At 72.1% G+C, this 20,816-nt stretch carries 22 protein-coding genes; 6 read left to right on the top strand and 16 right to left on the bottom strand.

Annotated features, from left to right (window positions below):
• Nucleotides 1-8: 8 nt before the first annotated feature.
• Nucleotides 9-440, top strand: coding sequence for a VOC family protein (locus ACSC1Q_RS38065; RefSeq protein WP_436763587.1), 432 nt, complete (start codon nt 9-11; stop codon nt 438-440).
• Nucleotides 441-544: 104 nt separating this feature from the next.
• Here the strand turns inward: ACSC1Q_RS38065 and ACSC1Q_RS38060 are convergent, their stop codons facing one another.
• The 3 genes from ACSC1Q_RS38060 to ACSC1Q_RS38050 form a co-directional block, all read right to left on the bottom strand.
• Nucleotides 545-1,069: a GNAT family N-acetyltransferase gene (locus tag ACSC1Q_RS38060; protein WP_436763586.1), complete on the bottom strand. Its 525-nt coding sequence runs from the start codon at nt 1,067-1,069 to the stop codon at nt 545-547.
• Nucleotides 1,070-1,217: 148 nt separating this feature from the next.
• Nucleotides 1,218-1,403, bottom strand: a complete 186-nt coding sequence (locus ACSC1Q_RS38055) for a hypothetical protein (RefSeq protein ID WP_436763585.1) — start codon at nt 1,401-1,403, stop codon at nt 1,218-1,220.
• 51 nt (nt 1,404-1,454) lie between these two features.
• Nucleotides 1,455-1,760 carry a hypothetical protein gene (locus ACSC1Q_RS38050; RefSeq protein WP_436763584.1) on the bottom strand — a complete coding sequence of 102 codons (306 nt, stop codon included), beginning with the start codon at nt 1,758-1,760 and terminating at the stop codon, nt 1,455-1,457.
• Between ACSC1Q_RS38050 and ACSC1Q_RS38045 the strand changes: the two genes are divergently transcribed.
• Nucleotides 1,759-1,998 carry a hypothetical protein gene (locus tag ACSC1Q_RS38045; RefSeq protein ID WP_436763583.1) on the top strand — a complete coding sequence of 80 codons (240 nt, stop codon included), beginning with the start codon at nt 1,759-1,761 and terminating at the stop codon, nt 1,996-1,998. The two genes, ACSC1Q_RS38050 and ACSC1Q_RS38045, sit on opposite strands and share 2 nt — an antisense overlap.
• A gap of 18 nt (nt 1,999-2,016) precedes the next feature.
• On the opposite strand, the gene ACSC1Q_RS38040 is transcribed toward ACSC1Q_RS38045, so the two are convergent.
• The 4 genes from ACSC1Q_RS38040 to ACSC1Q_RS38025 all read right to left on the bottom strand — a co-directional run bounded on the left by ACSC1Q_RS38040 (nt 2,017) and on the right by ACSC1Q_RS38025 (nt 8,850).
• Nucleotides 2,017-3,468, bottom strand: a complete 1,452-nt coding sequence (locus tag ACSC1Q_RS38040) for a family 43 glycosylhydrolase (RefSeq protein WP_436763582.1) — start codon at nt 3,466-3,468, stop codon at nt 2,017-2,019.
• Nucleotides 3,469-3,574: 106 nt separating this feature from the next.
• The gene (locus ACSC1Q_RS38035; RefSeq protein WP_436763581.1) at nt 3,575-5,890 is read right to left on the bottom strand and encodes a rhamnogalacturonan lyase family protein; all 2,316 of its coding nucleotides are present in this window, start codon (nt 5,888-5,890) and stop codon (nt 3,575-3,577) included.
• A 701-nt stretch (nt 5,891-6,591) separates the two neighbouring features.
• A complete protein-coding gene (gene argG, locus ACSC1Q_RS38030) occupies nt 6,592-8,040 on the bottom strand; it encodes an argininosuccinate synthase (RefSeq protein WP_436763580.1) in 1,449 nt (482 codons plus the stop codon).
• 183 nt (nt 8,041-8,223) lie between these two features.
• A complete protein-coding gene (locus tag ACSC1Q_RS38025) occupies nt 8,224-8,850 on the bottom strand; it encodes a GNAT family N-acetyltransferase (RefSeq protein ID WP_436763579.1) in 627 nt (208 codons plus the stop codon).
• Between the two features lie 587 nt (nt 8,851-9,437).
• On the opposite strand from ACSC1Q_RS38025, the gene ACSC1Q_RS38020 reads away from it, so the two are divergent.
• Nucleotides 9,438-9,914 (top strand): TipAS antibiotic-recognition domain-containing protein, encoded by a 477-nt coding sequence (locus ACSC1Q_RS38020; RefSeq protein ID WP_436763578.1) that lies wholly within the window; start codon nt 9,438-9,440, stop codon nt 9,912-9,914.
• 219 nt (nt 9,915-10,133) lie between these two features.
• Here ACSC1Q_RS38020 and ACSC1Q_RS38015 read toward each other — a convergent pair whose 3' ends face one another.
• The 7 genes from ACSC1Q_RS38015 to ACSC1Q_RS37985 form a co-directional block, all read right to left on the bottom strand.
• Nucleotides 10,134-11,891, bottom strand: coding sequence for an ABC transporter ATP-binding protein (locus ACSC1Q_RS38015; protein WP_436763577.1), 1,758 nt, complete (start codon nt 11,889-11,891; stop codon nt 10,134-10,136).
• Nucleotides 11,888-13,603, bottom strand: coding sequence for an ABC transporter transmembrane domain-containing protein (locus tag ACSC1Q_RS38010; protein WP_436763576.1), 1,716 nt, complete (start codon nt 13,601-13,603; stop codon nt 11,888-11,890). The genes ACSC1Q_RS38015 and ACSC1Q_RS38010 overlap by 4 nt, the downstream gene beginning before the upstream one ends.
• A 55-nt stretch (nt 13,604-13,658) precedes the next feature.
• Nucleotides 13,659-14,003, bottom strand: a complete 345-nt coding sequence (locus tag ACSC1Q_RS38005; RefSeq protein WP_436763575.1) for an iron chelate uptake ABC transporter family permease subunit — start codon at nt 14,001-14,003, stop codon at nt 13,659-13,661.
• Entirely contained in the window at nt 14,000-15,010 is a 1,011-nt protein-coding gene (locus ACSC1Q_RS38000) for an iron chelate uptake ABC transporter family permease subunit (RefSeq protein ID WP_436763574.1), read from the bottom strand. Before ACSC1Q_RS38000 ends, ACSC1Q_RS38005 begins: the two co-directional genes overlap by 4 nt.
• 158 nt (nt 15,011-15,168) lie before the next feature.
• Entirely contained in the window at nt 15,169-16,209 is a 1,041-nt protein-coding gene (locus ACSC1Q_RS37995) for a serine hydrolase domain-containing protein (protein WP_436763573.1), read from the bottom strand.
• A gap of 284 nt (nt 16,210-16,493) precedes the next feature.
• Nucleotides 16,494-16,979 (bottom strand): Clp protease N-terminal domain-containing protein, encoded by a 486-nt coding sequence (locus ACSC1Q_RS37990; protein ID WP_436763572.1) that lies wholly within the window; start codon nt 16,977-16,979, stop codon nt 16,494-16,496.
• Complete coding sequence (locus tag ACSC1Q_RS37985) at nt 16,976-17,212, bottom strand: hypothetical protein (protein WP_436763571.1); 237 nt, start codon at nt 17,210-17,212, stop codon at nt 16,976-16,978. The genes ACSC1Q_RS37990 and ACSC1Q_RS37985 overlap by 4 nt, the downstream gene beginning before the upstream one ends.
• Before the next feature lie 209 nt (nt 17,213-17,421).
• Between ACSC1Q_RS37985 and ACSC1Q_RS37980 the strand changes: the two genes are divergently transcribed.
• Nucleotides 17,422-17,853 (top strand): SgcJ/EcaC family oxidoreductase, encoded by a 432-nt coding sequence (locus tag ACSC1Q_RS37980; protein WP_436763570.1) that lies wholly within the window; start codon nt 17,422-17,424, stop codon nt 17,851-17,853.
• A 129-nt stretch (nt 17,854-17,982) separates the two neighbouring features.
• Here the strand turns inward: ACSC1Q_RS37980 and ACSC1Q_RS37975 are convergent, their stop codons facing one another.
• Nucleotides 17,983-18,465, bottom strand: a complete 483-nt coding sequence (locus tag ACSC1Q_RS37975; protein WP_436763569.1) for a winged helix-turn-helix transcriptional regulator — start codon at nt 18,463-18,465, stop codon at nt 17,983-17,985.
• Between the two features lie 120 nt (nt 18,466-18,585).
• On the opposite strand from ACSC1Q_RS37975, the gene ACSC1Q_RS37970 reads away from it, so the two are divergent.
• The gene (locus ACSC1Q_RS37970; RefSeq protein WP_436763568.1) at nt 18,586-19,179 is read left to right on the top strand and encodes a dihydrofolate reductase family protein; all 594 of its coding nucleotides are present in this window, start codon (nt 18,586-18,588) and stop codon (nt 19,177-19,179) included.
• Between the two features lie 140 nt (nt 19,180-19,319).
• Here the strand turns inward: ACSC1Q_RS37970 and ACSC1Q_RS37965 are convergent, their stop codons facing one another.
• Nucleotides 19,320-19,790 (bottom strand): nuclear transport factor 2 family protein, encoded by a 471-nt coding sequence (locus ACSC1Q_RS37965; protein WP_436763567.1) that lies wholly within the window; start codon nt 19,788-19,790, stop codon nt 19,320-19,322.
• Nucleotides 19,791-20,078: 288 nt separating this feature from the next.
• Between ACSC1Q_RS37965 and ACSC1Q_RS37960 the strand changes: the two genes are divergently transcribed.
• Nucleotides 20,079-20,816 (top strand): RNA polymerase sigma factor (locus ACSC1Q_RS37960; RefSeq protein ID WP_436763566.1); only part of this gene is annotated, 738 nt, incomplete at its 3' end.

The following is a 20,816-nucleotide window of genomic DNA, read 5'->3' as shown; positions in this document are numbered from 1 at the left end:
CCACGCCCATGACCGTTCTCGACTCCCCGATCCCCAGGTTCCATCTGGCCGTGCCGGTCGACGACCTGGCCGCCGCGCGCCACTTCTACGGCGAGGTGCTGGGCCTGGAGCAGGGCCGCAGCGCGGACACCTGGGTGGACTGGAACCTGCGCGGCCACCAGTTCGTCACGCACCTGGCGCCCGGCCGCGCGCGGCGCGCGCACAACCCCGTCGACGGCCACGACGTCCCCGTACCGCACTTCGGCCTGATCCTGACGATCCCGGAGTTCCGCGCGCTCGCCGAACGGCTGCGCGCGGCCGGTACCGAGTTCGTCATCGAGCCCTACGTCCGCTTCGAGGGGCAGACCGGCGAGCAGTGGACGATGTTCCTGCTCGACCCGGCGGGCAACGCCCTGGAGTTCAAGGCGTTCGCCGACGACTCCCAGGTCTTCGCCTCCTGATGCCTCCTGATGCCTCCTGACGACTTCTGGCGGTTCCTGACGGCGAACCCCCGGAAACCCGGCGCGGGGGTCCGCGCCGTGACCGGCGGTGGGCCGTCCGGAGGTCAGACGCCGAAAGCCGCCGGGTAGCGGATGACACCGGCGGGGACCGGGCGCGCGGGGTCGAGGACGAGCGCCATCATGTGCTCGTCGGAGACGTCGAACGGCGGCCGGATGGCGTGACCCGAGGCCGGGGTGAAGCCGAAGCGGGGGTAGTACCCGGCGTGGCCGAGGACGAGCACGAGGTGCTCGCCCTGGTCGCGGGCGGCTCGCAGGGCGGCGCGGATGGCGGCCGACCCGGCGCCCCGCCTCTGGTGGCCGGGCAGGACGGCGCACGGGCCCAGTGCGAGGGCGGGAACGTCGCCGACATGGCACCGGGTGAGCAGCGCGAACCCGGCGACGGTCCCGTCGGGGGCCTGGGCGAGCCAGGACAGGCCGGGACGCCACGCCTCGGGATCGGCGCGCAGAGCCTCCACCAGATCGGCCTCTTCCGGAGTGGGAAAGGCGGCGAGGTTGACCGCGCGGATCGCGGCGAGGTCGGCGTCGCTCTCGGCCCGGGTGATCCAGGTGGCGCTCGTGGCGGTGCTCATACCGGGACAGGCTCCTCGGAACACGAAGATCGGCCGTGACGCGTCCCGCGTCCTGACGTCGTCACCATATCGGCGAACGGTGCGTGCGGCAGGGGGCGTCCTGAGGCGCGTACCGACGATCGGGAGGAGGTCTTGGCGGCACCCGGGATCACCCTTCCGCGCCAGTGATCGGGATCAGGCCCCGCCCGACCAGGCCCAGCAGGTGGCGCTCCCGGTCGTTCAGCACGGTGATCCTGCTTCGCGCGGCGTCCCGGTCGTCCGCCGCGCGGGCCGGCCGCTCCAGCAGGCGTCGCGCGGCGCCGGGCGACAGCACGCTGTGCCCGCTCGCGGACACCTTGATCAGGCCGAGCAGGTCCTCGGGGGGCGTCGTCTTCGCCGCTGGTCGTCACACCGGACGCGACGAGGGGGACGAGGGGAAGGCCCGGCCGAACCCATCGCCCGGCCAGGACCCCGCGACGGAAACGAAGCCGAAGGAGCCCGTCACTCGGGTGCGGGACGCGGTACAGGTGAGCCCGTCGACGACGCGGTTGAAGAACAGCTCGGCCGCCGGTCCCAGCACGCCCGAGGTCCGTTGCGTACCGGTGTAGAGCAGCACCTGCATGCACGCGTAGGCTGCGACGACGGCGAACAGCGCGACGTGCCCCGGCCGCCCGGGGTTCCGGTCGCGGGCGGGCGCCGATCGTGACGTCATGACCGCGCACCTTCCCCGTCAGGAGGTGCCGTCACCTCACGGTGGCGGCCGGAAGCGGGGCCGTCGAAGCCGGGCCGTCGTCGCCTACGCGTGGTCGAGCTTCTTCCTGACACCCATCGCCGGCACGACCGACCCGGTCGTCGCCCGCGTCGGCAACGTGGTCCACACGCTGATCGCCGTCGCGATCCTCGTCCTCGCCGCGCGCCGCCTCCGCGGGAACACGACGCCCCGATCGTGACCGCTCGCCCGCCGGGCCTCACTCCTGGACGAAACTGGCGTTGCCCCGGAAGGTGGTGGTGCCGTCGTTCCGCTCGACCCACACCTGTCCGGCGCGGTGCCGCAGGTAGTGGCCGGGGAAGTTGACCGACTCCAGTGACAGCGTGCCCGAGCCGGCGAGCCCGGTGCGGCGGGTGAAGCCGGCGTCGGCCCTGAACAGGCTCGTGCCGTCGTTCCTCTCCACCCAGGCCTCGTGGTTGCGGTGCCGCAGGTAGTGGCCGGGGAAGTTGGTGGACTCCAGCGACACGGCGCCCGAGCCGGCCAGGCCGGTGACGAGCCTGAACTGGGAGTCGGCCAGCGGGGAGACGTTCGCCTCCAGCCGGACCCGGTACTCCCAGTGGCGTACGGCGGAACCCGGCGTGTCGTAGGACATCAGCCGTACGGGGGTCGCGCCGTCGGGGACCGGGACGCCGAAGTCGGGGGTGCCGTCCGCCCTCCAGTAGATCTTCTGGACGCGGGTGCGGCGGTTGGGGTCGTTGAGCGGGTCGCCGGTGATGTCGCGATAGTCGCGGTCGTGGTAGACGAGGATGTCGCTCTGCCCGTCCTCCGAGGTGGTGAAGGAGTTGTGGCCGGGGCCGTACTGGCCGGTCGAGGCGTTGGTGGCGAAGACGGGGTTGGCGCTCTTGGTCCAGGAGGAGGCCTGCAGCGGGTCGGCGGAGGCGGAGGCGGTCAGCATGCCGAGGCAGTAGTTGGCGTCGGTGGCGCTGGCGGAGTAGGTGAGGAAGAGCCGCCCGTCGCGCTGGAGCACGGCCGGGCCCTCGGCGACCTTGAAGCCGCGGGTCTCCCACGCCAGGGTGGGCACGGTCAGGCGGGTGGTGCCGCCGGTGATCGTCCAGGGGTTGGCGCCCATCCGGGCGATGTACAGGTTGGAGTTGGTGGCGATGCCCGGCTCCTGCTGGGCCCAGAGCAGGTAGCGCACGCCGTTCGTGACGAAGGTGGTGGCGTCCAGGGCGAAGGTGTCCCAGGGGGTGGTGATCCGGCCGCGTTCCGTCCAGGTGCCGGTCAGGGGGTTGGCCGCCGAGCTTTCGAGCGCGTACATGCGGATCCGCCAGATGTCGTCGGCCCGGCCGGCGGCGAAGTAGACGTACCACCTGCCGTTGATGAAGTGGATCTCCGGCGCCCAGATGTGAGCGCCCATCTCGCCGCTGGTGTGCCTGCGCCAGATGACCGTCTCGGCGGCGCTCGCCAGGCCCTGGACGGTGGTGGCGCGGCGCAGCACGATGCGGTCGTACTCGGGGGCGGTCGCGGTGAGGTAGTAGTAGCCGTCGGTGTGGCGGAAGATGTGCGGGTCGGCGCGCTGGGTGACCAGGGGGTTGGTGTACTGGACGGCGGGCGAGGCGTGGGCCGTTCCCGGCGTGAGCAGGCCGCCGATCATGACGAGCACCGCGGCCAGGGCGGCCACCGGCGAACGGCGTCTGTACGAGGGGGGCATCAGGCTGTCCTTTCTGGCCAGGGTGAGGCCTGTCACGGCCAGGGTGAGGTCACCGCGAAGGCCGGGAGCGGGTCACCGCGCGGGCCGTGCCCGGCGGATCGAGGGCTCAGGGCAGGTAGACCTTCGGCTGCGGCGGGGTGGCCATGCCGTCGCCGATGAAGAAGCCCGGGTGGGGTGGCTGGTTGTAGGCGGTGTTCTGCCAGGCCAGGGCCACCCGGTACTGCGGGTCGTGCAGCAGCGTGTGGATCTTGGTGGTGGTCACGGTCGGCGTGCTGTAGATCCGCAGCGCGGTGTTGCCTGAGGTGGGCCAGACGACCTCCTCGCGCCAGTCGCCGAGCAGGTCGCCCGACAGGGACGGGGTGGACTTGGTGCCGTTGTTGGAGTGCACCCCGGAGGCGGTGAGCAGCCGGGTCTCCCCGCCGGTGCCGTACTTGTCGACGCGGGTCCCGTCCACCAGCTCGCGGACCGGGTCGCCGTCCCACCAGGCCAGGAAGTTGGCCGAGGAGGGGGTGCGGCCGACCGAGGCCCCGGAGGAGTTGTACAGGTTGCCCATGTTGGTCCCCGCGCCCCAGAACTCCGCTCCCGGGCTGCCGGCGTAGACGTCGGCGGCGACGCCGCGGCCGGGTCCCTCCACGCCGCCGTTGCCCGGCCGCTGCCAGACGACCTGCCCGGTGCGGGCGTCGTGCACGTCGGCCGCGGGCTGGTCGCCCGACTCGTGGATGGTGAACACCTCTAGGCCCGACCGGCCCGGGATCAGGTCGCCCACGTGCAGCGCGTCGCCGTGCCCGAACCCGGTGCGGTACATGCCGGCGCCGTTGTCGTCGATCGTGGCCGAGCCGTAGACGATCTCCTGCCTGCCGTCGGCGTCCACGTCGGCGACGGACAGCTGGTGGTTGCCCTGCCCGGCGTAGCCGCCGTTGCCCGAGGAGTTGGAGTCGAACGTCCAGCGGCGGGTCAGCGAGCCGTTGCGGAAGTCCCAGGCGACGACGACCGCCCGGGTGTAGTAACCGCGTGCCATGATCAGGCTCGGCCGCCGACCGTCCAGGTAGGCGGTGCCCGCCAGGAACCGGTCCACCCGGTTGCCGTAATTGTCGCCCCAGGAGGAGACGGTGCCGCGCCCCGGCTCGTAGCCGACGGTCGACATCGCGGCGCCGGTCTGCCCGTTGAACATCGTCAGGTACTCGGGACCGGCCAGGATGTAGCCGGAGGAGTTGACGTGGTTGGCGCTCGCGTTGCCGATGGTGGTGCCGCGGCCGTCGACCGTCCCGTCGGCGGTCTTCATCGCCACCTCGGCCCGGCCGTCGCCGTCGTAGTCGTACACCTGGAACTGGGTGTAATGGGCGCCGGCGCGGATGTTGCGGCCCAGGTTGATCCGCCACAGCCGGGTGCCGTCGAGCTTGACGCCGTCGATGTAGACGAGGCCGGTGGTCCCCGACTGGGAGTTGTCCTTGGCGTCGTTGGGCTCCCACTTGAGCACCAGGTCCAGCCTGCCGTCCCCGTCCAGGTCGCCGGTGCTCGCGTCACCGGCGGTGTGGTTGCCGCTGGGCGGGCTGATCGGCACGTCCAGATAGCCGCCGCCGAAGCGCAGCGAGGCCCCCGAGTCGGCCTGCTCGCCGCCGCCGACCACGGCGCGCACGGTGTACGAGGCGTCGGCCGAGGCGCCGGGGTCAAGATAGTTGGTGGAGTCGGTGACACCGGCGATCCGGGTGCCGCCCCGGTAGACGTTGAACGTGGTGTCGCGCGACTCGGTGCCCAGCAGGCGCCAGGAGACCAGGTTGCCGCTGCCGGAGCGCACGCTGATCAGGCCGCGGTCCAGGTCCTCCATCTGCTTGGCGTCGCCGGGGACCGGGTCGGTGCCGCCGAGCCTCACGAGCTGCCACTGCTGGTTGGCGCCGCCGAGGTCGGTGTACTGCGACAGGCGGGCACCGTCGGCGGTGGACCACTCCCACACCTCCAGGGCCTTGCCGCTGGTGCGGTTGATCAGCTTGACGTTGCCGCTGTCGGTGTCGACGACGCGGAACTGCTGGTTGCCGCCGTTGAGGTCGGTGTACTGGACGACCTCGGCGCCGTCGGCGGTGGAGTGGTTGTAGATGTCGAGGACCTTGCCGCTGTGGCGTGAGCGCAGCCGGTAGTAACCGCCGCCGGAGTCGACGAACCGCCACTGCTGCCAGGCGCCGTCGTTACGGGACCACTGGGCGATGGGGGCGCCGTCGCCGGTGGCGAGGTCGAGGACGTCGACGGCCTTGCCGCTGTGCCGGTTCACCAGGACGTACCAGGCGTTGGTGTCGATCGTCGCGGCGGAGGCCGGGCCCGCGGCCACGAGCGACTGGCACACCGCGAGCAGTACCAGGACGGCCGCCGCGAGAACGGCGCCGGCACGACGGCGGACGCCTCGCGGGGGAGGGCTTGCGGGTCTGTTCACAGGGGGGTGCCTCTCGTTGCGGACGATTCGCTACGGACGACGGCTCTACGAACGGTGGCTCTGAGGACGGTGGCTCTACGGGTGGTGGCTCTACGGACGACGGCTCTGAGGACGGTGGCTTTACGTACGTGCGACGGATGCTGTTAGCGTTAACATTTCCGTCGCGTGTCTGGCGCTTCACAGTCATGAAGGCGGGTGTGTGCCAAGTTTCGACAGCGTCGCCGGGGCCGTCAAGCGGCGGGTGGGATCCCCGGAAGGTCCGGCGTGCGGGGGCCGGCGTCCCGTGCGGCCCGCCCTGTCGTCTCCGACCGGCGGCCGGTCGTGCGCGACCTGCGTCTTCCCGGGGACCCGGCACTGCCGTGACGCCGGCCTCGCGGTCCGTCCGGAGGGCCCGGGGACTCTGAAAGTTTCAGCCCCGCGACGGTGCTCCGGTCCCGCGTCCGTGTCTCGGTGCCGTGACGGTGTTTCAGCCCTGCGACCGTGTCTCGGTGCCGCGAGGGTGTCTCAACGCCGCGCTCGTGTCTCAGCGTCGCGACGGTGTCTCAGTGCCGCGACCGTGGTCGGCGCGCCGTGTGCCGGTGGTACCGGGATGGCGGCCCGGTGGCACCGGCGCGGTCCATCACGCCGGTACCACCACGCCGATACCACCACGCCGATACCACCGGCCGGCCGTCGGTCGGCCGGTGGTGACGCCGGGCCGGTCAGTCGGTGCCGAACTCCATCGCGGCGCGGTCGAGCATCTCGTCGTCGCCGGAGACCTCGCCACGGGAGGCGATGGCCTCGGCGCCGCCCTGCGGCATCGCGCCGATCAGGCCGGTCGAGGCCGCCTGGGCGGCGCCGATGAGCGCGGGATGGGTGGTGCCGACCATGCCGAGACCGGCGTACTGCTCCAGCTTGGCGCGCGAGTCGGCGATGTCGAGGTTGCGCATGGTGAGCTGGCCGATCCGGTCCAGCGGGCCGAACGCGGAGTCCTCGGTGCGCTCCATCGACAGCTTGTCCGGGTGGTAGCTGAAGGCCGGGCCAGAGGTGTCGAGGATCGAGTAGTCCTCACCGCGCCGCAGCCGCAGCGTCACCTCGCCGGTGATCGCCGTGCCGACCCAGCGCTGCAGCGACTCCCGCAGCATCAGCGCCTGCGGGTCGAGCCAGCGGCCCTCGTACATCAGCCGGCCGAGCCGCCGCCCCTCGTTGTGGTAGCTCGCCAGGGTGTCCTCGTTGTGGATCGCGTTGACCAGCCGCTCGTACGCCGCGTGCAGCAACGCCATCCCGGGAGCCTCGTAGATGCCGCGGCTCTTGGCCTCGATCACCCGGTTCTCGATCTGGTCCGACATGCCCATGCCGTGCCGTCCGCCGATCGTGTTCGCCTCCATCACCAGGTCGACGGGGGTGGCGAACTCCTTGCCGTTGATCGTCACCGGGCGGCCCTGGTCGAAGCCGATGGTCACGACCTCGGTGGCGATCTCGACCTCGGGGTCCCAGAACCGCACGCCCATGATCGGGTCCACGGTCTCGATGCCGGTGTCGAGGTGCTCCAGGGTCTTGGCCTCGTGGGTGGCGCCCCAGATGTTGGCGTCGGTCGAGTACGCCTTCTCGGTGCTGTCGCGGTAGGGCAGGTCGTGGGCGAGCAGCCACTCCGACATCTCCTTGCGGCCGCCGAGCTCGGAGACGAAGTCCGCGTCCAGCCAGGGCTTGTAGATGCGCAGGTGGGGGTTCGCGAGCAGGCCGTACCGGTAGAACCGCTCGATGTCGTTGCCCTTGAACGTCGAGCCGTCGCCCCAGATCTGTACGTCGTCCTCGATCATCGTCCGGACCAGCAGGGTCCCGGTGACGGCACGGCCGAGCGGCGTGGTGTTGAAGTAGGGGCGCCCTCCCGAGCGGATGTGGAACGCGCCGCAGGTCAGCGCGGCCAGGCCCTCCTCGACCAGCGCCGCGCGGCAGTCGACCAGACGCGCGATCTCGGCGCCGTACGCCAGCGCGCGGCCGGGCACCGAGGCGATGTCGGGCTCGTCGTACTGGCCGATGTCGGCGGTGTAGGTGCACGGAACGGCACCCTTGTCGCGCATCCACGCGACGGCGACCGAGGTGTCGAGGCCGCCGGAGAAGGCGATGCCGACCCGCTCGCCGATGGGCAGGGAGGTGAGAACCTTGGACATGAAACAAGATTATGCATTACGCCGCATGGTCATGCAAAGCGGGGTGGCCCATACCGTGGCGGGGCGCGGTGATGATCGTCGCCGCCGGGCTCGCGGACCGTACGGGGGTGGCGTCCGGCGAGCCGTATCGGGGCGTTGAAGCGGGTGACGGCTCGGCTGGTCGTACCGGGTGACGGGGGTGGTTCAGTGGGCCGGCTGGGTGTGGTGCGGAGGGGTCGGCCGGGTGCCGGCCATCGGGGCGGTGATGGCCCACCGTTCGTGGTCTCGCCAGGCGCCGTCGATGAACAGGAGGCCGGGGGAGTAGCCCTCCTTCCTGAAGCCGTGCCGCCGGAGGAGCTTGAGGGAGGCCGTGTTACCGGGCTGGACCTGGGCTTCCAGGCGGTGGAGCCGCAGCTCTTCGAAGGCGTGCCGCAGCAGCAGTTCGAGGCCTTCGGACATGTAGCCCCGGCCGACGGTGGGGGCGAAGGCCGCGTAGGCGATGGATCCGGACTGGAGGCGCCCGCGGATGACGCTGTTGATGTAGACGATGCCGACGATGGCCCCGGTGTCGCGCAGGCAGACCAGCAGGCATTCCTCGGTGGACCGGTCGTAGCGGGCGAGGAGGGCCTGGAAGTCGTCGGCCGTGGCGGGCAGGGACATCCACGGCTCGTGCAGATCGACGCTGGCGCGGACCAGTCCGAGGAACTCGTCCCGGTCGTGGCCGGCGATCGGCCGCAAGGTCACGCGGGCGGGGTCTCCCGGCCTGGCGGTGGGGAGAGGCTCGATCGCCGTCGCCTGTTCGGTCTCTTCGGTCCCGCCGTTCTGAACCACGGATGGAACGGTATCGCGGCCCGTGACCTGGCCCATGTCTCGGGTTCCCCGGCAGGGCCCCGCTTCGCCGGCTCACCCCTCGGGTTCCCCGGAGTAGTCCCGCTTCCCCGGCTCACCCCTCGGGTTCCGTCGCGGACGGCCTCCGGCATCGTGGGCGCCGCGCTCCTCGCGGCACGTGGAACCGGCGTCGGTACCGACGACGGACCGGCCGTCGGACCCGGAAGCCGGCCGAAAGACCGCGTTCGCCGCGTTCGCCGCGTTTCCCGCGCCATCCGCACTCGCCGGTGAGGCGGCCCGCCCCTCCTCGGCCGCCGGGGAACCGCATGCCGCCAGCGCGAAGGCTCCCGCCACCAGCGTCGCGACGAGCCGCGATCGGAGGGATGGAACGCTGGCGGTCATCGTGCTCCTTGCGAAGTTCCTTGAAATCCGCGTTAGGTTAGCATTACCTAACTTTTCGGCATCGGGCGGCCCCTCCTGGTCACGAGCTGCGGTGGTCGTACGGCATCGCGACCACCTTCGTCCGGCGGCACCGGCTGCCACCCCACCGGCTTGACCCTCACGCGACGTCAGTCCGTACGGTCGGCGTCATGAGTGACAAGAAGATCCGGTCCCCGCTCGGCGCCGAGGAGAAGCGCGAGGTCTGGGGCGAGTTCGCCGACCGGGAGGACGAGTACCTCGACGAGGTGGAGCAGCGGTGGGGAGACTCCAGCGCGTACGCGCAGTCCGCTGAGCGCGTCGCGACCTACGGCAGGGAGCAGTGGGAGCGGATCAACCGTGACAACGCGGCGATCGAGGCACGGATCCGCGAGCTGATGGACGCCGGCGCGGCCGCTTCGAGCGAGGCGGCGATGGACGTGGCCGAGGCGCAGCGGCAGCACATCGCCCGCTGGTTCTACGACATGACGCACGAGTTCCACGTGCTGAAGAGCCACCTGTACGTGGAGGACCCGCGTTTCCGGGCGGGCATCGAGGCGAACACCCGGCCGGGCGCGGCGGAGTGGCTGAGGGAGGCGATCGCGGCCAACGCCGATCGAGCCACCGGCGCGCAGGCCACGACCGGGTGACCGGCCTGTCCGGGGACAGGCGTCCGGCGGTTCGTCCTGCCCGTCCAGGGCGTGACCTCTGTTCGGGGCGAGGCGTTCGACGGTTCGTCTTTCCCGCTTGAGCCATGACTCACGGGCCCAGCGTGATCCCGGGCTCAGCGCAGCCCTGGGCTCAGCGTGATCCCGGGCTCAGCGTGGCTTCGGGCTCAGCGTGGCTTCGGGCTCAGCGTGGCTTCGGGGTCAGCGTGACTCCCACGCCTCCCAGAGGCGGGCGTAGCGGCCCCCGGCGGCGACCAGCCGTTCGTGGGGTCCCTCCTCGACGATCCGCCCGTGCTCCAGGACGACGACCCGGTCGGCGGTGACGGCCTGGGTCAGCCGGTGCGCCACGACCAGGGTGGTCCTGCCGCGGGTGGCCGCGGCGGCAGACTCCTCCAGCACGCGCGCGCCCATGCTGCCCGCCTCCGCGGTGGCCTCGTCCAGCACGGCGACGGCCGGGTCGGCCAGTACCAGGCGGGCCAGGGCGAGCTGCTGCGCCTGGGCGGGCGAGAGCTCGTGACCGCCCTCCCCGACCACGGTGTCGAGGCCCTCGGGCAGCGCCAGCGCCCACGGCAGCGCGCCGACCGTCTCCAGCGCCGAGGTGACCTGCTCGGCCGTCGCGCCGGGGCGGGCCAGGCGCAGGTCCTCGACGAGGGGCCCGGCGAAGACGTGGGTCTCCTGCGTGATGATCGCCACGTGCCCGCGCAGCCTCGCCGTGTCCAGCGAGGAGGGCGGCACCCCGCCGATCAGCACGCTGCCGCCGGTCGGGCGCAGAGACCCGGCCGCGACGGCGGCGAGGGTCGACTTGCCCGCGCCCGTCGAGCCGACCAGGGCCACCCGGGCTCCGGCGGGTACGCGCAGGGTGACGCCGTGCAGGACCTCGGCGGAGGTGTCGTAGCTGAAGCGCACGTCGACCAGGTCGAGCGAGCCGTCGGCCGGAGCCGTTCCCCCCTCGGGCTCGGGGGCGGACTCCAGGTGGGCGACGCCGACCAGCCTGGCCAGGCTCGCCCCGGCCGCCTGCACCTCGTCGAACACGAACAGCAACATGCCGATCGGGTTGAACAGCCGGTGGAACAGCACGGCCGCGGCGGCGGCCTCGCCGACGGTGACGGCGTCCGCGCGGACCAGCGGGAAACCGGCGACCAGGATGGTGGTCAGGCCGAGGAACTCGGCCCTGTTGACCCGTCCCACGAAACGGGTGAACAGGTCCAGCACCCCCACCGACACCTCCCGCGAGTCGCCCGAGGCGGTGTCGATGGCGCGCAGGTGGCCTTCCTCCACACGGTAGGCGTGCACCGTCCGCACGCCCTGCATGCTCTCCACCAGCCGTTGCGACGAGCGCGCGACCGCGACGCGCTGCCTGGCGTAGTAGGGGGCGGCGCGGGGGAGATACCAGCGCAGCGCCAGCACGTACAGCGGCACCGAGACGGCACCGGCCAGGCCGAGCCGCCAGTCGAGGCCGACCATCGCGGCCAGGCTCAGCGTGCCGAGCAGGACCGAGGCGATCACGCCGGGGATGACGTCGGAGACGGCCTTGGTGACCTCGGCGGCGTCCGCGCTGACGCGCGACAGCAGGTCCCCCTTGCCCGCGCGCTCCAGCCTGGTGAGCGGCAGCGTGAGGGCGCGTGCGACCGTACGCTCGCGCAGGACGGCGAGGACCTGGCCACCCAGCCTGGCCACCAGGTAGGACGTCACCCCGGTGGCCGCGCCGCCGGCGAGGGCCGACAGCGTGATGACCACGGCGACCGCGACGATCACCGAGGTGCCCGACTGCTCGCGCACCCGGTCGACGAGGATGCCCATCACGTACGCGGGGATGACCGACGCCGTCGCGCCGAGCACGCCCACGAGCAGCGTCACGGCCACCGTGCCCCGGCGCTCGCGCAGCTCGGCGCGCAGCCAGCGCCAGGTCTCGGCGCCGCTCGCGACCGGCAGCAGGTCCCGCTCTCCCGGTGTGCTCATCGCTGAACCGCCCGCCTGTAGTCGTCGTCGGTGGCGCCCAGCTCGGCGTGTGATCCCTCGGCGACCACCTTGCCGTCGTCCAGCACGAACACCCGGTCGGCGGCGGCGAGCAGGGCCGGGCTGCTGGTCACCACCACGGTGGTGAAGGCGTCGCCGTCCCCGGGGTGGCGCAGGGAGCGCAGGCCCCGGGCGATGCCCTGTTCGGTGACCGCGTCCACGGCCGTGGTCGGGTCGTGCAGCACCAGGATCGGCGGGCGGGCCAGCAGCGCCCTGGCCAGGGCCACCCGCTGGCGCTGGCCGCCCGACAGGCTCGCGCCCCGCTCCACCACCTGGTGTTCCAGGCCGTCGGGATGGGCGGCGACCACGTCGTCGGCCGCCGAGGCGGCCAGGACGGCCGCGAGCTCCTCAGGGCTCCCCGGCTCGCCGCCCACGGTCAGGTTGGTGGCGAGGGTGCCCTCGAACAGGTCGGTGCGGTGGGGTTCGACGAGGATCCGGCCGCCGATCCGCACGCTCCCGCCGTACTCCGCTGGGTCCACCCGGCCGGACAGCACCCGCACCAGCGCGTCGGCGTCGGCGGGGCGGTGGGCCATCACCCCGACGAACTCGCCGGGCCCGGCCACCAGGTCCACCTCCGCGAGCGCGTCGTAGCTCAGCCCGGAGACCTCCAGCCCGGGGCGACCCCCGTCCGCCGGACCCGCGGGGGCGGCGTCGCCGGTTCGCGGGTCGCCGGGCAGCAGCGGCGGCGCGCCGGCCACGCGCGCCACCCGGTCGGCCGAGGCGCGCGCCTCGGCCACCCAGCCGGGCACCAGCGTCAGCGTGCCCACGGGTTCCATCAGGAACTGCGCCAGCCCGATCACCGTGAGGAACTCGCCCGCGGAGATCTGGCCGCGCAGCGCGAACCAACCGGCGAGCACCGCGACCCCGCTCGCCAGCAGCGCGCCGCCCGCGCCGGAGACGGCCGCGTAGATTCCCTGGGTACGGGCGGCCCGCAGCGCGGCCGCCAGCGAGAGCCGGCTCACCCGCACGTACCGCTGGGAGGCCGCCGCCTCTGCGCCGATGCCCCGCAGCGGCCGAACGCCGCTGACCAGGTCGGTCGCGAGCGACGCGGCCTGACCGGCCAGCTCCTGCTGGGCGGCGACGTGCCGGGTGATGTACGGCGTGCCGACGTGCAGCGCCAGCAGCGTCAACGGCGTGGCCACCAGGACGGCCAGGCCGAGCGGCAGGTCGATGAGCAGCAGCGTCACGGCGCACATCGCCGCCGCGACCAGCGCCCCGACCGCGCGCGGCAGGTAGTCCAGGAGCTCGGAGGTGTTGTCCGCGTCGTTGGAGGAGATCGTCAGCAGCTCGCCCGCGCGCAGCCCGGTGTCCAGGCCGCGCGGATCGATGATCTTCGCGGCGAGTTCCAGGCGCAGCAGGTGGGCCTCGTGGGCGATGGCGCGCATGAGGGTCCGCGCGCCGTACCGGTAGGCCAGGCTCAGCGCGGTGAACAGCGCGGCCAGCGCGGCGAGCCACCACAGCAGCGACCCGCCGTCCCCCGGGCCGATCGCGCGGTCGACGATCACACCGATGAGGATCGGCACGCTCGCCTCGCACACCTGGTGCAGGCTGAGCAGCAGGGTGCCCGCGCCCAGGCGGGGGGCGTTACGCCTCAGGGTCCTGCGCAGGACGTTCGCCCCGGTCATGCTCGTCCCGGCCGTGCGTGCCTCGGTCATGCCCGCTCCTGTCATACCCGCCTCTGTCATGCGCGCCCTGTCACGTGCGTCCCTGTCACGCGCGTGCCTGCTTGGCCAGCAGCCACGCGAAGTAAGCCCCGCCCAGGCTCACGGTCACCACCCCCACCGGTAGCCGCGTCGGGGAGAGGAGCCGCACCGCCAGGAAGTCGCCGACCAGCAGCGACAGCGCGCCGGTGAGGGCCGCGGGGATCAGGGCGATCCCGGGGGCCCGGGTCAGCCGTGCCGCGATCCGCGGGGCCACGAGCGCGACGAAGGAGATGGGCCCGGCCGCGGCGGTCGCGACCAGGACGAGGACCGCGCACACCACGGCCGTCCGCACGCTCAGGCGCATCGAGAAAGCGGGCCAGGGGCGCACCACCACGGTCCTGCGTACCGTCACAGCGCGCCCGCCCTCGCCCGGAGGACCATCCAGATCAGCACGGGTGCTCCGACGAACGCGGTGACGATTCCCGCCCGCAGCTCGGCGGGCCTGATGACCAGCCGGCCGACGACGTCGGCGACCAGCAGCAGGATGGGGGCGCAGACGACGGTGAAGGCCATGATCCAGCGCTGGTCGGTGCCGATCAGCCAGCGGACCGCGTGCGGGACCATCAGGCCGACGAACCCGATCGGCCCCACCGCGGCCGTGGACGCGCCGGCCAGCAGCATCACCGCGACCAGGGCGAGGAGCCGGGTGGTCACGACCTTCGCGCCCAGGGAGCGCGCCACGTCGTCGCCCATCGCGACGGCGTTGGGCGACCGGGACACCAGCAGCGTCAGCAGCAGGCCGGCGCCGATGAACGGGGTGATGGCGAAGGCGACGTCCAGTTCGCGTCCGCCGAGCGTGCCGGCGTCCCAGAAACGGAGGTAGTCGAAGGCGCGGGGGCGGACGAGCCTGATCCCGCCCGAGACGCCGTCGAGCACCACGCCCAGCGCCACTCCGGCCAGCGTCAGCCGTACGGGCGTCGCGCCGCCCCTGCCCATCGAGCCCAGGGCGTAGACCGCCACCGTCGCGACGGCCACCCCGGCGAAGGCGAACCAGACGTAGGCCCAGATGTCGGTCAGCCCGAGCAGCCCGACCGCGACCACCGCGAACAGGGACGCGCCCGCGTTGGCGCCGAGGATCTGCGTGTCGGCCAGCGGGTTGCGCGTCACGGCCTGGATGAGCGCCCCGCACACCCCCAGCGCCGCGCCCACCAGGAGACCGAGGACGGTACGGGGGACGCGCGGGTCGCGGACGATCGCCTGCTCGTCGGTGTCGGTGAAGCGGAACAGCGCGTCCCGGACGGTGGGCGGGCCGATGTTCCGGGTGCCCAGGGCGAGGCTCAGCACACACGCGACGACCAGCGGAGCCACGCAGACCCAGAGCCGGCCCGTACGGCGGGCGAGGGACTGCGCGGGGGACATGGAACACTCTTTCGGGCGGCTCTTGGGCGGGCGGGGGCGGAGAGCTCGCCTGAAGTAGGTTAGCCTTTCCTAAAGAAGGCGAGCCTAACCGGGTCCCACTAATTTCGACAAACCGGACATTGTGCGTTCGGCGGGCACGCCGGGCCTGGTCGGCGCCCCTAGTCGGTGTCTCCGGTGTCTCCGGCGGATGAGGTGGCAGGGCGGAAGCACGTCTCGAAGAGCGTGGCGAAGGTCTCCTGGAAGTCGTCCCAGTCGCCGTTCAGGTTGCCCACCAGCACGCGGGTGCCCTCGCGGTCGCCCATCGCGTACGACATCGAGCCCTGGATGAAGCCGCCGCCGCCCCAGAGCGTGACCCCGCACGGGAGCCTCTGGGAGTAGACGCCGAGGCCGTACCCGGTGTCCGGGACCCAGCCCGAACCCTCCGTCGAGACGGTGGTGAACATCTCCCCCTGCTGGGCGGGCGGCAGGAGACGGCCGCCCAGCAGGGCGTTCAGGAACCGGTGCAGGTCGGACGTCGTCGAGATCATGCCGCCTGCCGCCCCGGCCCAGCTCACGTCCATCTCGGTCACGTCGTGGATCTCCGCGCCGGGGCCGCTCTCACCGAGCTTGGAGTAGTGACGGGCGTGCGGGGCGCGGACCGTCTCCTCGGCGCCGGGGAGGTACGTTCCGGCGAGGCGGAGCGGGCGGGCGAGGCGGTGCTCGATCTCCTCCGCGAGGGTCGTGCCCGTCACGAGCTCGACGATCATTCCCGCGAGGCTGTAGTTGACCTTGGAGTAGACGAAGCGCGTCCCCGGCTCCTCCGGGGGCGCGGGCTCCCGGCCGAGGACGGCGTCGGGGAGCCCGCTGGTGTGGTTGAGCAACCGTCTAATGGTGATCTTGGTGCCGTCCGCGCCGAGGTGTTCCTCCACCACGCCGGGCAGCCACTTCGCCACGGTGTCGTCGAGGGTGAGTCTTCCCTCGGCCACCAGTTGCAGGACCACCGTGCCGGTGAACGCCTTGGTGAGGCTTCCGATGCGGAAGTGCTCACCCGGCCGGCGCTCGCGGCCGGTCGTCATGTCGGCCACCCCCGCCGCGCCGAACCACGGTTCTGAACGGGCCTCCCTGAACTCGGCGACGACGCCGGGGCCACCGCCACCGGCCACGACACGGTCGAGCGCGCGCCGGAGCCCGGCATGGCCGCGGGCATGGAACATCGGCATTCTGCCTCCTTGGGCATGGGGAAAAGCTGGAGGGTTGTGAGGGGTTGGCGCGGCACGCCGGAACAGGGCCGCGCGGACAGAAGCGCGAAAGGCGACCGGAAAGCGGTGAGGCGGTGGAGGCGATGAGGACGGCCGGAGGCGATGGGAAGGGGCCGAGGGCCGGCCTTGTTCGGATCGTCTCGTCGTCCCGTCCCGTCTCGTCGTCCTGTCCCGTCGTGGAAGTCGTGGAAGTCGTGGAAGTCGTGGAAGTCGTGGAAGCCGTGGAAGTTGTGGACGTGCGGGCGTTACCCGAGGTCCTCGTTCTCGATGACGGTCTGGACGCGGGCCAGCAGGTCGGCACGGTCGACGCCGGCCAGGGCCAGCGCGCGTGGCACCGTGCCGACCTCGGCCCGCAGGATCCCGAGCAGCACGTGCCCCGGTCGCAGGTCCTTCTTGCGGGAGACCGAGGCGAAGCCCCGATCGAGGGCGAGCCTGCCCGTCGCGCCCATGGTGGGCGGGCGCCGGAGCGCGGTGCTCGGGGCCGGGAGGCCGAGGGAGGCGAGGGAGACCCCGACCGTGCTCAGGCTGTGGTCGAACTCCCGGTCGAGAGCGGCCAGGACCGTCCGGTGGTCGAGGCCCGCGGAGGCCAGGACGCGCCGCGGGGCGGTGCCCTCCTGGGCCGCGACGGCCAGCAGGAGGTGGTGCGCCTCGACCGTGGCCGATCCGTGCCGCTGCGCCTCCATCGCCCCCTCGGTGATGACCGTGTGGAGGTATCTGTCGAACATCCTCATGGTGAACGCCTCCTCAGCGTGACGCCCGCGGCGATGAGCCGCTTGGCGTGCTTCCGGTGGACCGCCTGACGGGTCACGCCGAGCGCCTCGGCGACCTGCGGCCAGCTCCAGCCCGCGCGCATCGCCCGCTCGACGGCGGCGTCCTCCAGCTGGTCGGCCAGGCGCCGCAGCGCCACCACGGCCGCCAGCGCGTCGGCGGGGTCCTGGGGTACGGGGATGTCGCTCGCGGGCATGTAAGCAACATTAGTTGACTAATTCGGCGTTAGTCAACATGAGTTGCTTATGTGGGAGCGGTCACGGACGGCACCGGATCCGTACGGAGACGCCGGTCCCGGCCGGGACCGGGGGAGCGCGCTTGACCTCAGGTTGAGTTGAGGATGCATCGTTCTCCTCGGGGCGATCGGGCCCCGCACCACCGAACGTCCGAACCGGGAGAACCGACATGAGTGCTGATCTGTCTGATCTGTCTGATCTGTCTGAGGACGCCGCCATCCGCCGGGTGGTCGCGGACGCCGTGGAGTTCCAGAGCGACGTGGACAGGTTCATCCCCCTGCACACCGCCGAGGCGGTCATCGTCAATTTCGGCGGACGCCGGGTGGCGGGACGCGACGTGCTGGCCGAGGCGATGCGCCAGGCCCTGGCGTCGCCGCTGGCCGACGTGACCACCACGGTCGAGGTCGAGGACATCCGCTTCCTCCGCGAGGACGTGGCGATCGTGGCGAGCGTCAAACACATCCACGACCGGCGGCGGGAGACCGACGGTGCCCCGGTGGGCGCGCTGCCCGCCACCTCGGGGCGGCTCACCTACGTGATGGTCAAGGAGGACGGCGCCTGGAGGATCGCCTCCGCCCAGACCACGCCGATCCTCACCTGATCCGTACCCGTTCGTGAAGGCGGGACCGTCCTCGTCCGTGAGGGGGATCGCCCCCGTTCGTGAAGCGGGACCGTTCCCGCCTGCCGGTCACGTCGGATCACCGCGAGACGGTCGTCGGGGAACGAGGTGTCAGAGCGCGTCGGTGTAGGCCTGGGCGAGGCGTTCCAGCACGCCCGGGCCGTCCCGTTCCGGCGCCGTTTCGCCGAGGTGCACGGTCCGCAGCTCGGCCATGAACTCCTCCCACAGCTCCGGCCCACCGGCCGCGAGCAGCTCGGCCCGCACCCGCAGCCGCCTCGTGGTCGGCCGGTGGCGCAGGCCCCACTCGCCGAGATGGGCGAAGACGGGCACCAGCCGGATCGACGCCTCGGTCAGGCTGTAGGCGGCCCGCCGTCCGGGCCCCGCGTCCTCGCGGGTCAGCAGACCGGCGTTGACCAGCCGCTTCAGCCGGTCGGCCAGGATGTTGGAGGCGATCCCCTCCTCCGAGCCGGCGAGCAGCTCCCTGAAGTAGCGCCGGTTCCCGAACATGATGTCCCGCAGCACGAGCAGGCTCCAGCTGTCGCCGAACGCCTCGACCGCGGCATTGATCGGACACCCCGAACGCGCCGCCTCCACCACCTCGTACCCCGCTTCCGACTACGTCCGATGTTCCCGATCCGATTGCAATTTACCACCGGTATGGCCTAGCGTGAGGCTACCGATTGCAAAATGAAAGCAGATAGCGGGAGGCGAAGAATGGGTGACACCGAGCCGCAGACCGCCGACGGGAAGGTGCTCTGGCACTTCACGATGTCGCTGGACGGATTCGTGGCGGGGCCGGGCCACACGATGGACTGGATGACCGGGTTCTCGTCCCGTCCGGGCCTAATCGACGAGTACGTCGCGACCACCGGCGCCGTGCTGGGAGGCCGGGACGGCTGGGACCTGTCCCCGGACCCGAGCGGTGTGTACGGCGGCGCCTGGGAAGGACCGCTCTTCGTCCTCACCCACCACCCCGAGGACGCGAAGCCCGCCGACGGGGTCACGTTCCTGAGCTGCGACCCCGCCGAGGCGGTGCGGATCGGCCTCGCGGCGGCCGGAGGCAAGAACCTTGAGGTCTTCTCGCCGACCATCGGCCGCCGGCTCCTCGAACTGGGGCTGATCGACGAGATCGACCTGCACATCGCACCGGTCCTGCTCGGCGACGGCGTCCGGCTGTACGACAACCCCGGTGGCGCGCCGATCCGCCTCCACCGGGTCGGCGACGGCGACCCCACGCTGGCCGTGAACGTGCGCTACCGGCCCGTCGCGACGGCGGAGGCCCCGGCCGGGAGCGCGCCGGGCGCCTGAGCGACCCGGCGCGCGAGGAGCCGCTGGATGTGACGCCGTTCGCGGACGGGGTCGTCGCGGGTGTCGCACATGAACACCGAGATCTGGCCGTCCTCCGCGCGAGCGTCAACAGGACACCGAAATGGCCGAAGACGGAGCCTTCAGGCGCTCGGTGCGGTGGTCTCCCGCCAGGCGTCGGCCCAGCCTCCCTGCACCATGGTCTGGAAGACCCACCGGCCGCCCGACTTCACCAGCAGGTCGGCGTAACGCATGCCGTACGCCTCGCCGCCGGCCGTCACCGTCGCGTCGGTGACCACGACGACCAGGTTCGCGGTGAGGAAGTGCGGCGTGCGGACCGAATCCATCGTGAGGTCGCCCGCCTCCCCGCCTCCCATCACCTCGGCCATCGTGCGCGTGAACCGCTCCCTCGTCCACCGGTCGGCCAGCCCGTCGCCGCCGGGACCGTCGGTCACCACGTTGAGCGGGAACATCGCCATGTCCGCCATGCGCTCGACGTCGACCTTCGCGCTGTGAGCGTCGTACTCGGCGAACCACGCCTCGACGCTCTCCCTGTCCCCGGCCGTCGGCGTGAAGGCACCACTGCCGAACGGGGATTCCTGGGTTTCCGACATGATTCCGCTCCTTCGTCGATGACGCGTCCTGCCGGCCCCTCGCGTACACCCGGCGGCGCTGGGCACCGTCCGGCGGCACGCCTCGAACCGTACAACATACCGTACAGCGTACGGAACGCCTGTCAAACGAGGCGGCCGAGAGTCACCTCCAGCGGTGGGAAGAAGGAGCGAACGTCGCTCTCGGGATCGGCCGGGGCGAGGAGCGCGAACCGCTCACAGCGATCTGCAACATTCCGAAAGGTGCCGGACATGTACTAGGCGTCCGGCACCTTTCGGCAAGGAGACCCTGTGACACACCGAGATCGCTTCGAAGCGATCTATGACGCGTACTACCTGGCGATACACCAGTACGCCGCCCGCCGCACCGGTTCGCCCGACGACACGACCGACGTCATCTCCGAGACGTTCCTCACCGCGTGGCGGCGCATCGGCGACGTGCCCGAGAGGGAGGAGGCGTTGCTGTGGCTGTACGGAGTGGCCCGCCGCGTACTGGCCAACCAGCAGCGCGGAGCCTCCCGCAGGGCCGTGCTCGCCGAGCGGCTGCGCGGGGAACTGGCCGCCGACCGGCCGGTCGGGCCGGTCGGGCCGGACCATGTCCGCGCCGCCTTCGACGAGCTGCCGGAACGCGACCGCGAGGTCCTGGCGCTGGCCTGCTGGGAGGGCAGGCTCACCCGGCTCAGGGGGAAGCGGCGACTCCACTGGAGTGCCATGCCCCTGACCCTGGAGGAGATCGAGGCGCTGCCCGCCGACCCCGAGGCGCTGAAGAGGCGGGCCGTCGAGGCGATCACCGTGGACGAGGACTTCGTCGGTTCGGTGGAGCACGGCCTGCCGAACACCCCGGCCACGCTCCTGTACGAACTGCCCGCCTCCCCGCAGGTGCGCGCCGCCGCCTACCAGGCGCTGGCGACGCTGCCCCTGGTACGGGTCGAGGGCCCGACGACCGGCCCGCGGGGGCGGCCGGGGGGGGGGGGGGGGGGGGGGGGGGGGGGACCCCCCCCCCCCCAAGGGGGGACCCCCCCCCAAAGA

The sequence above is a fragment of the Streptosporangium heterodermiicola genome, assembly GCF_051390675.1.
Lineage (GTDB): Bacteria > Actinomycetota > Actinomycetes > Streptosporangiales > Streptosporangiaceae > Streptosporangium.
Note: the sequence above shows the minus strand (reverse complement) of the source record. Positions and strands in the feature narration are given on the sequence as shown.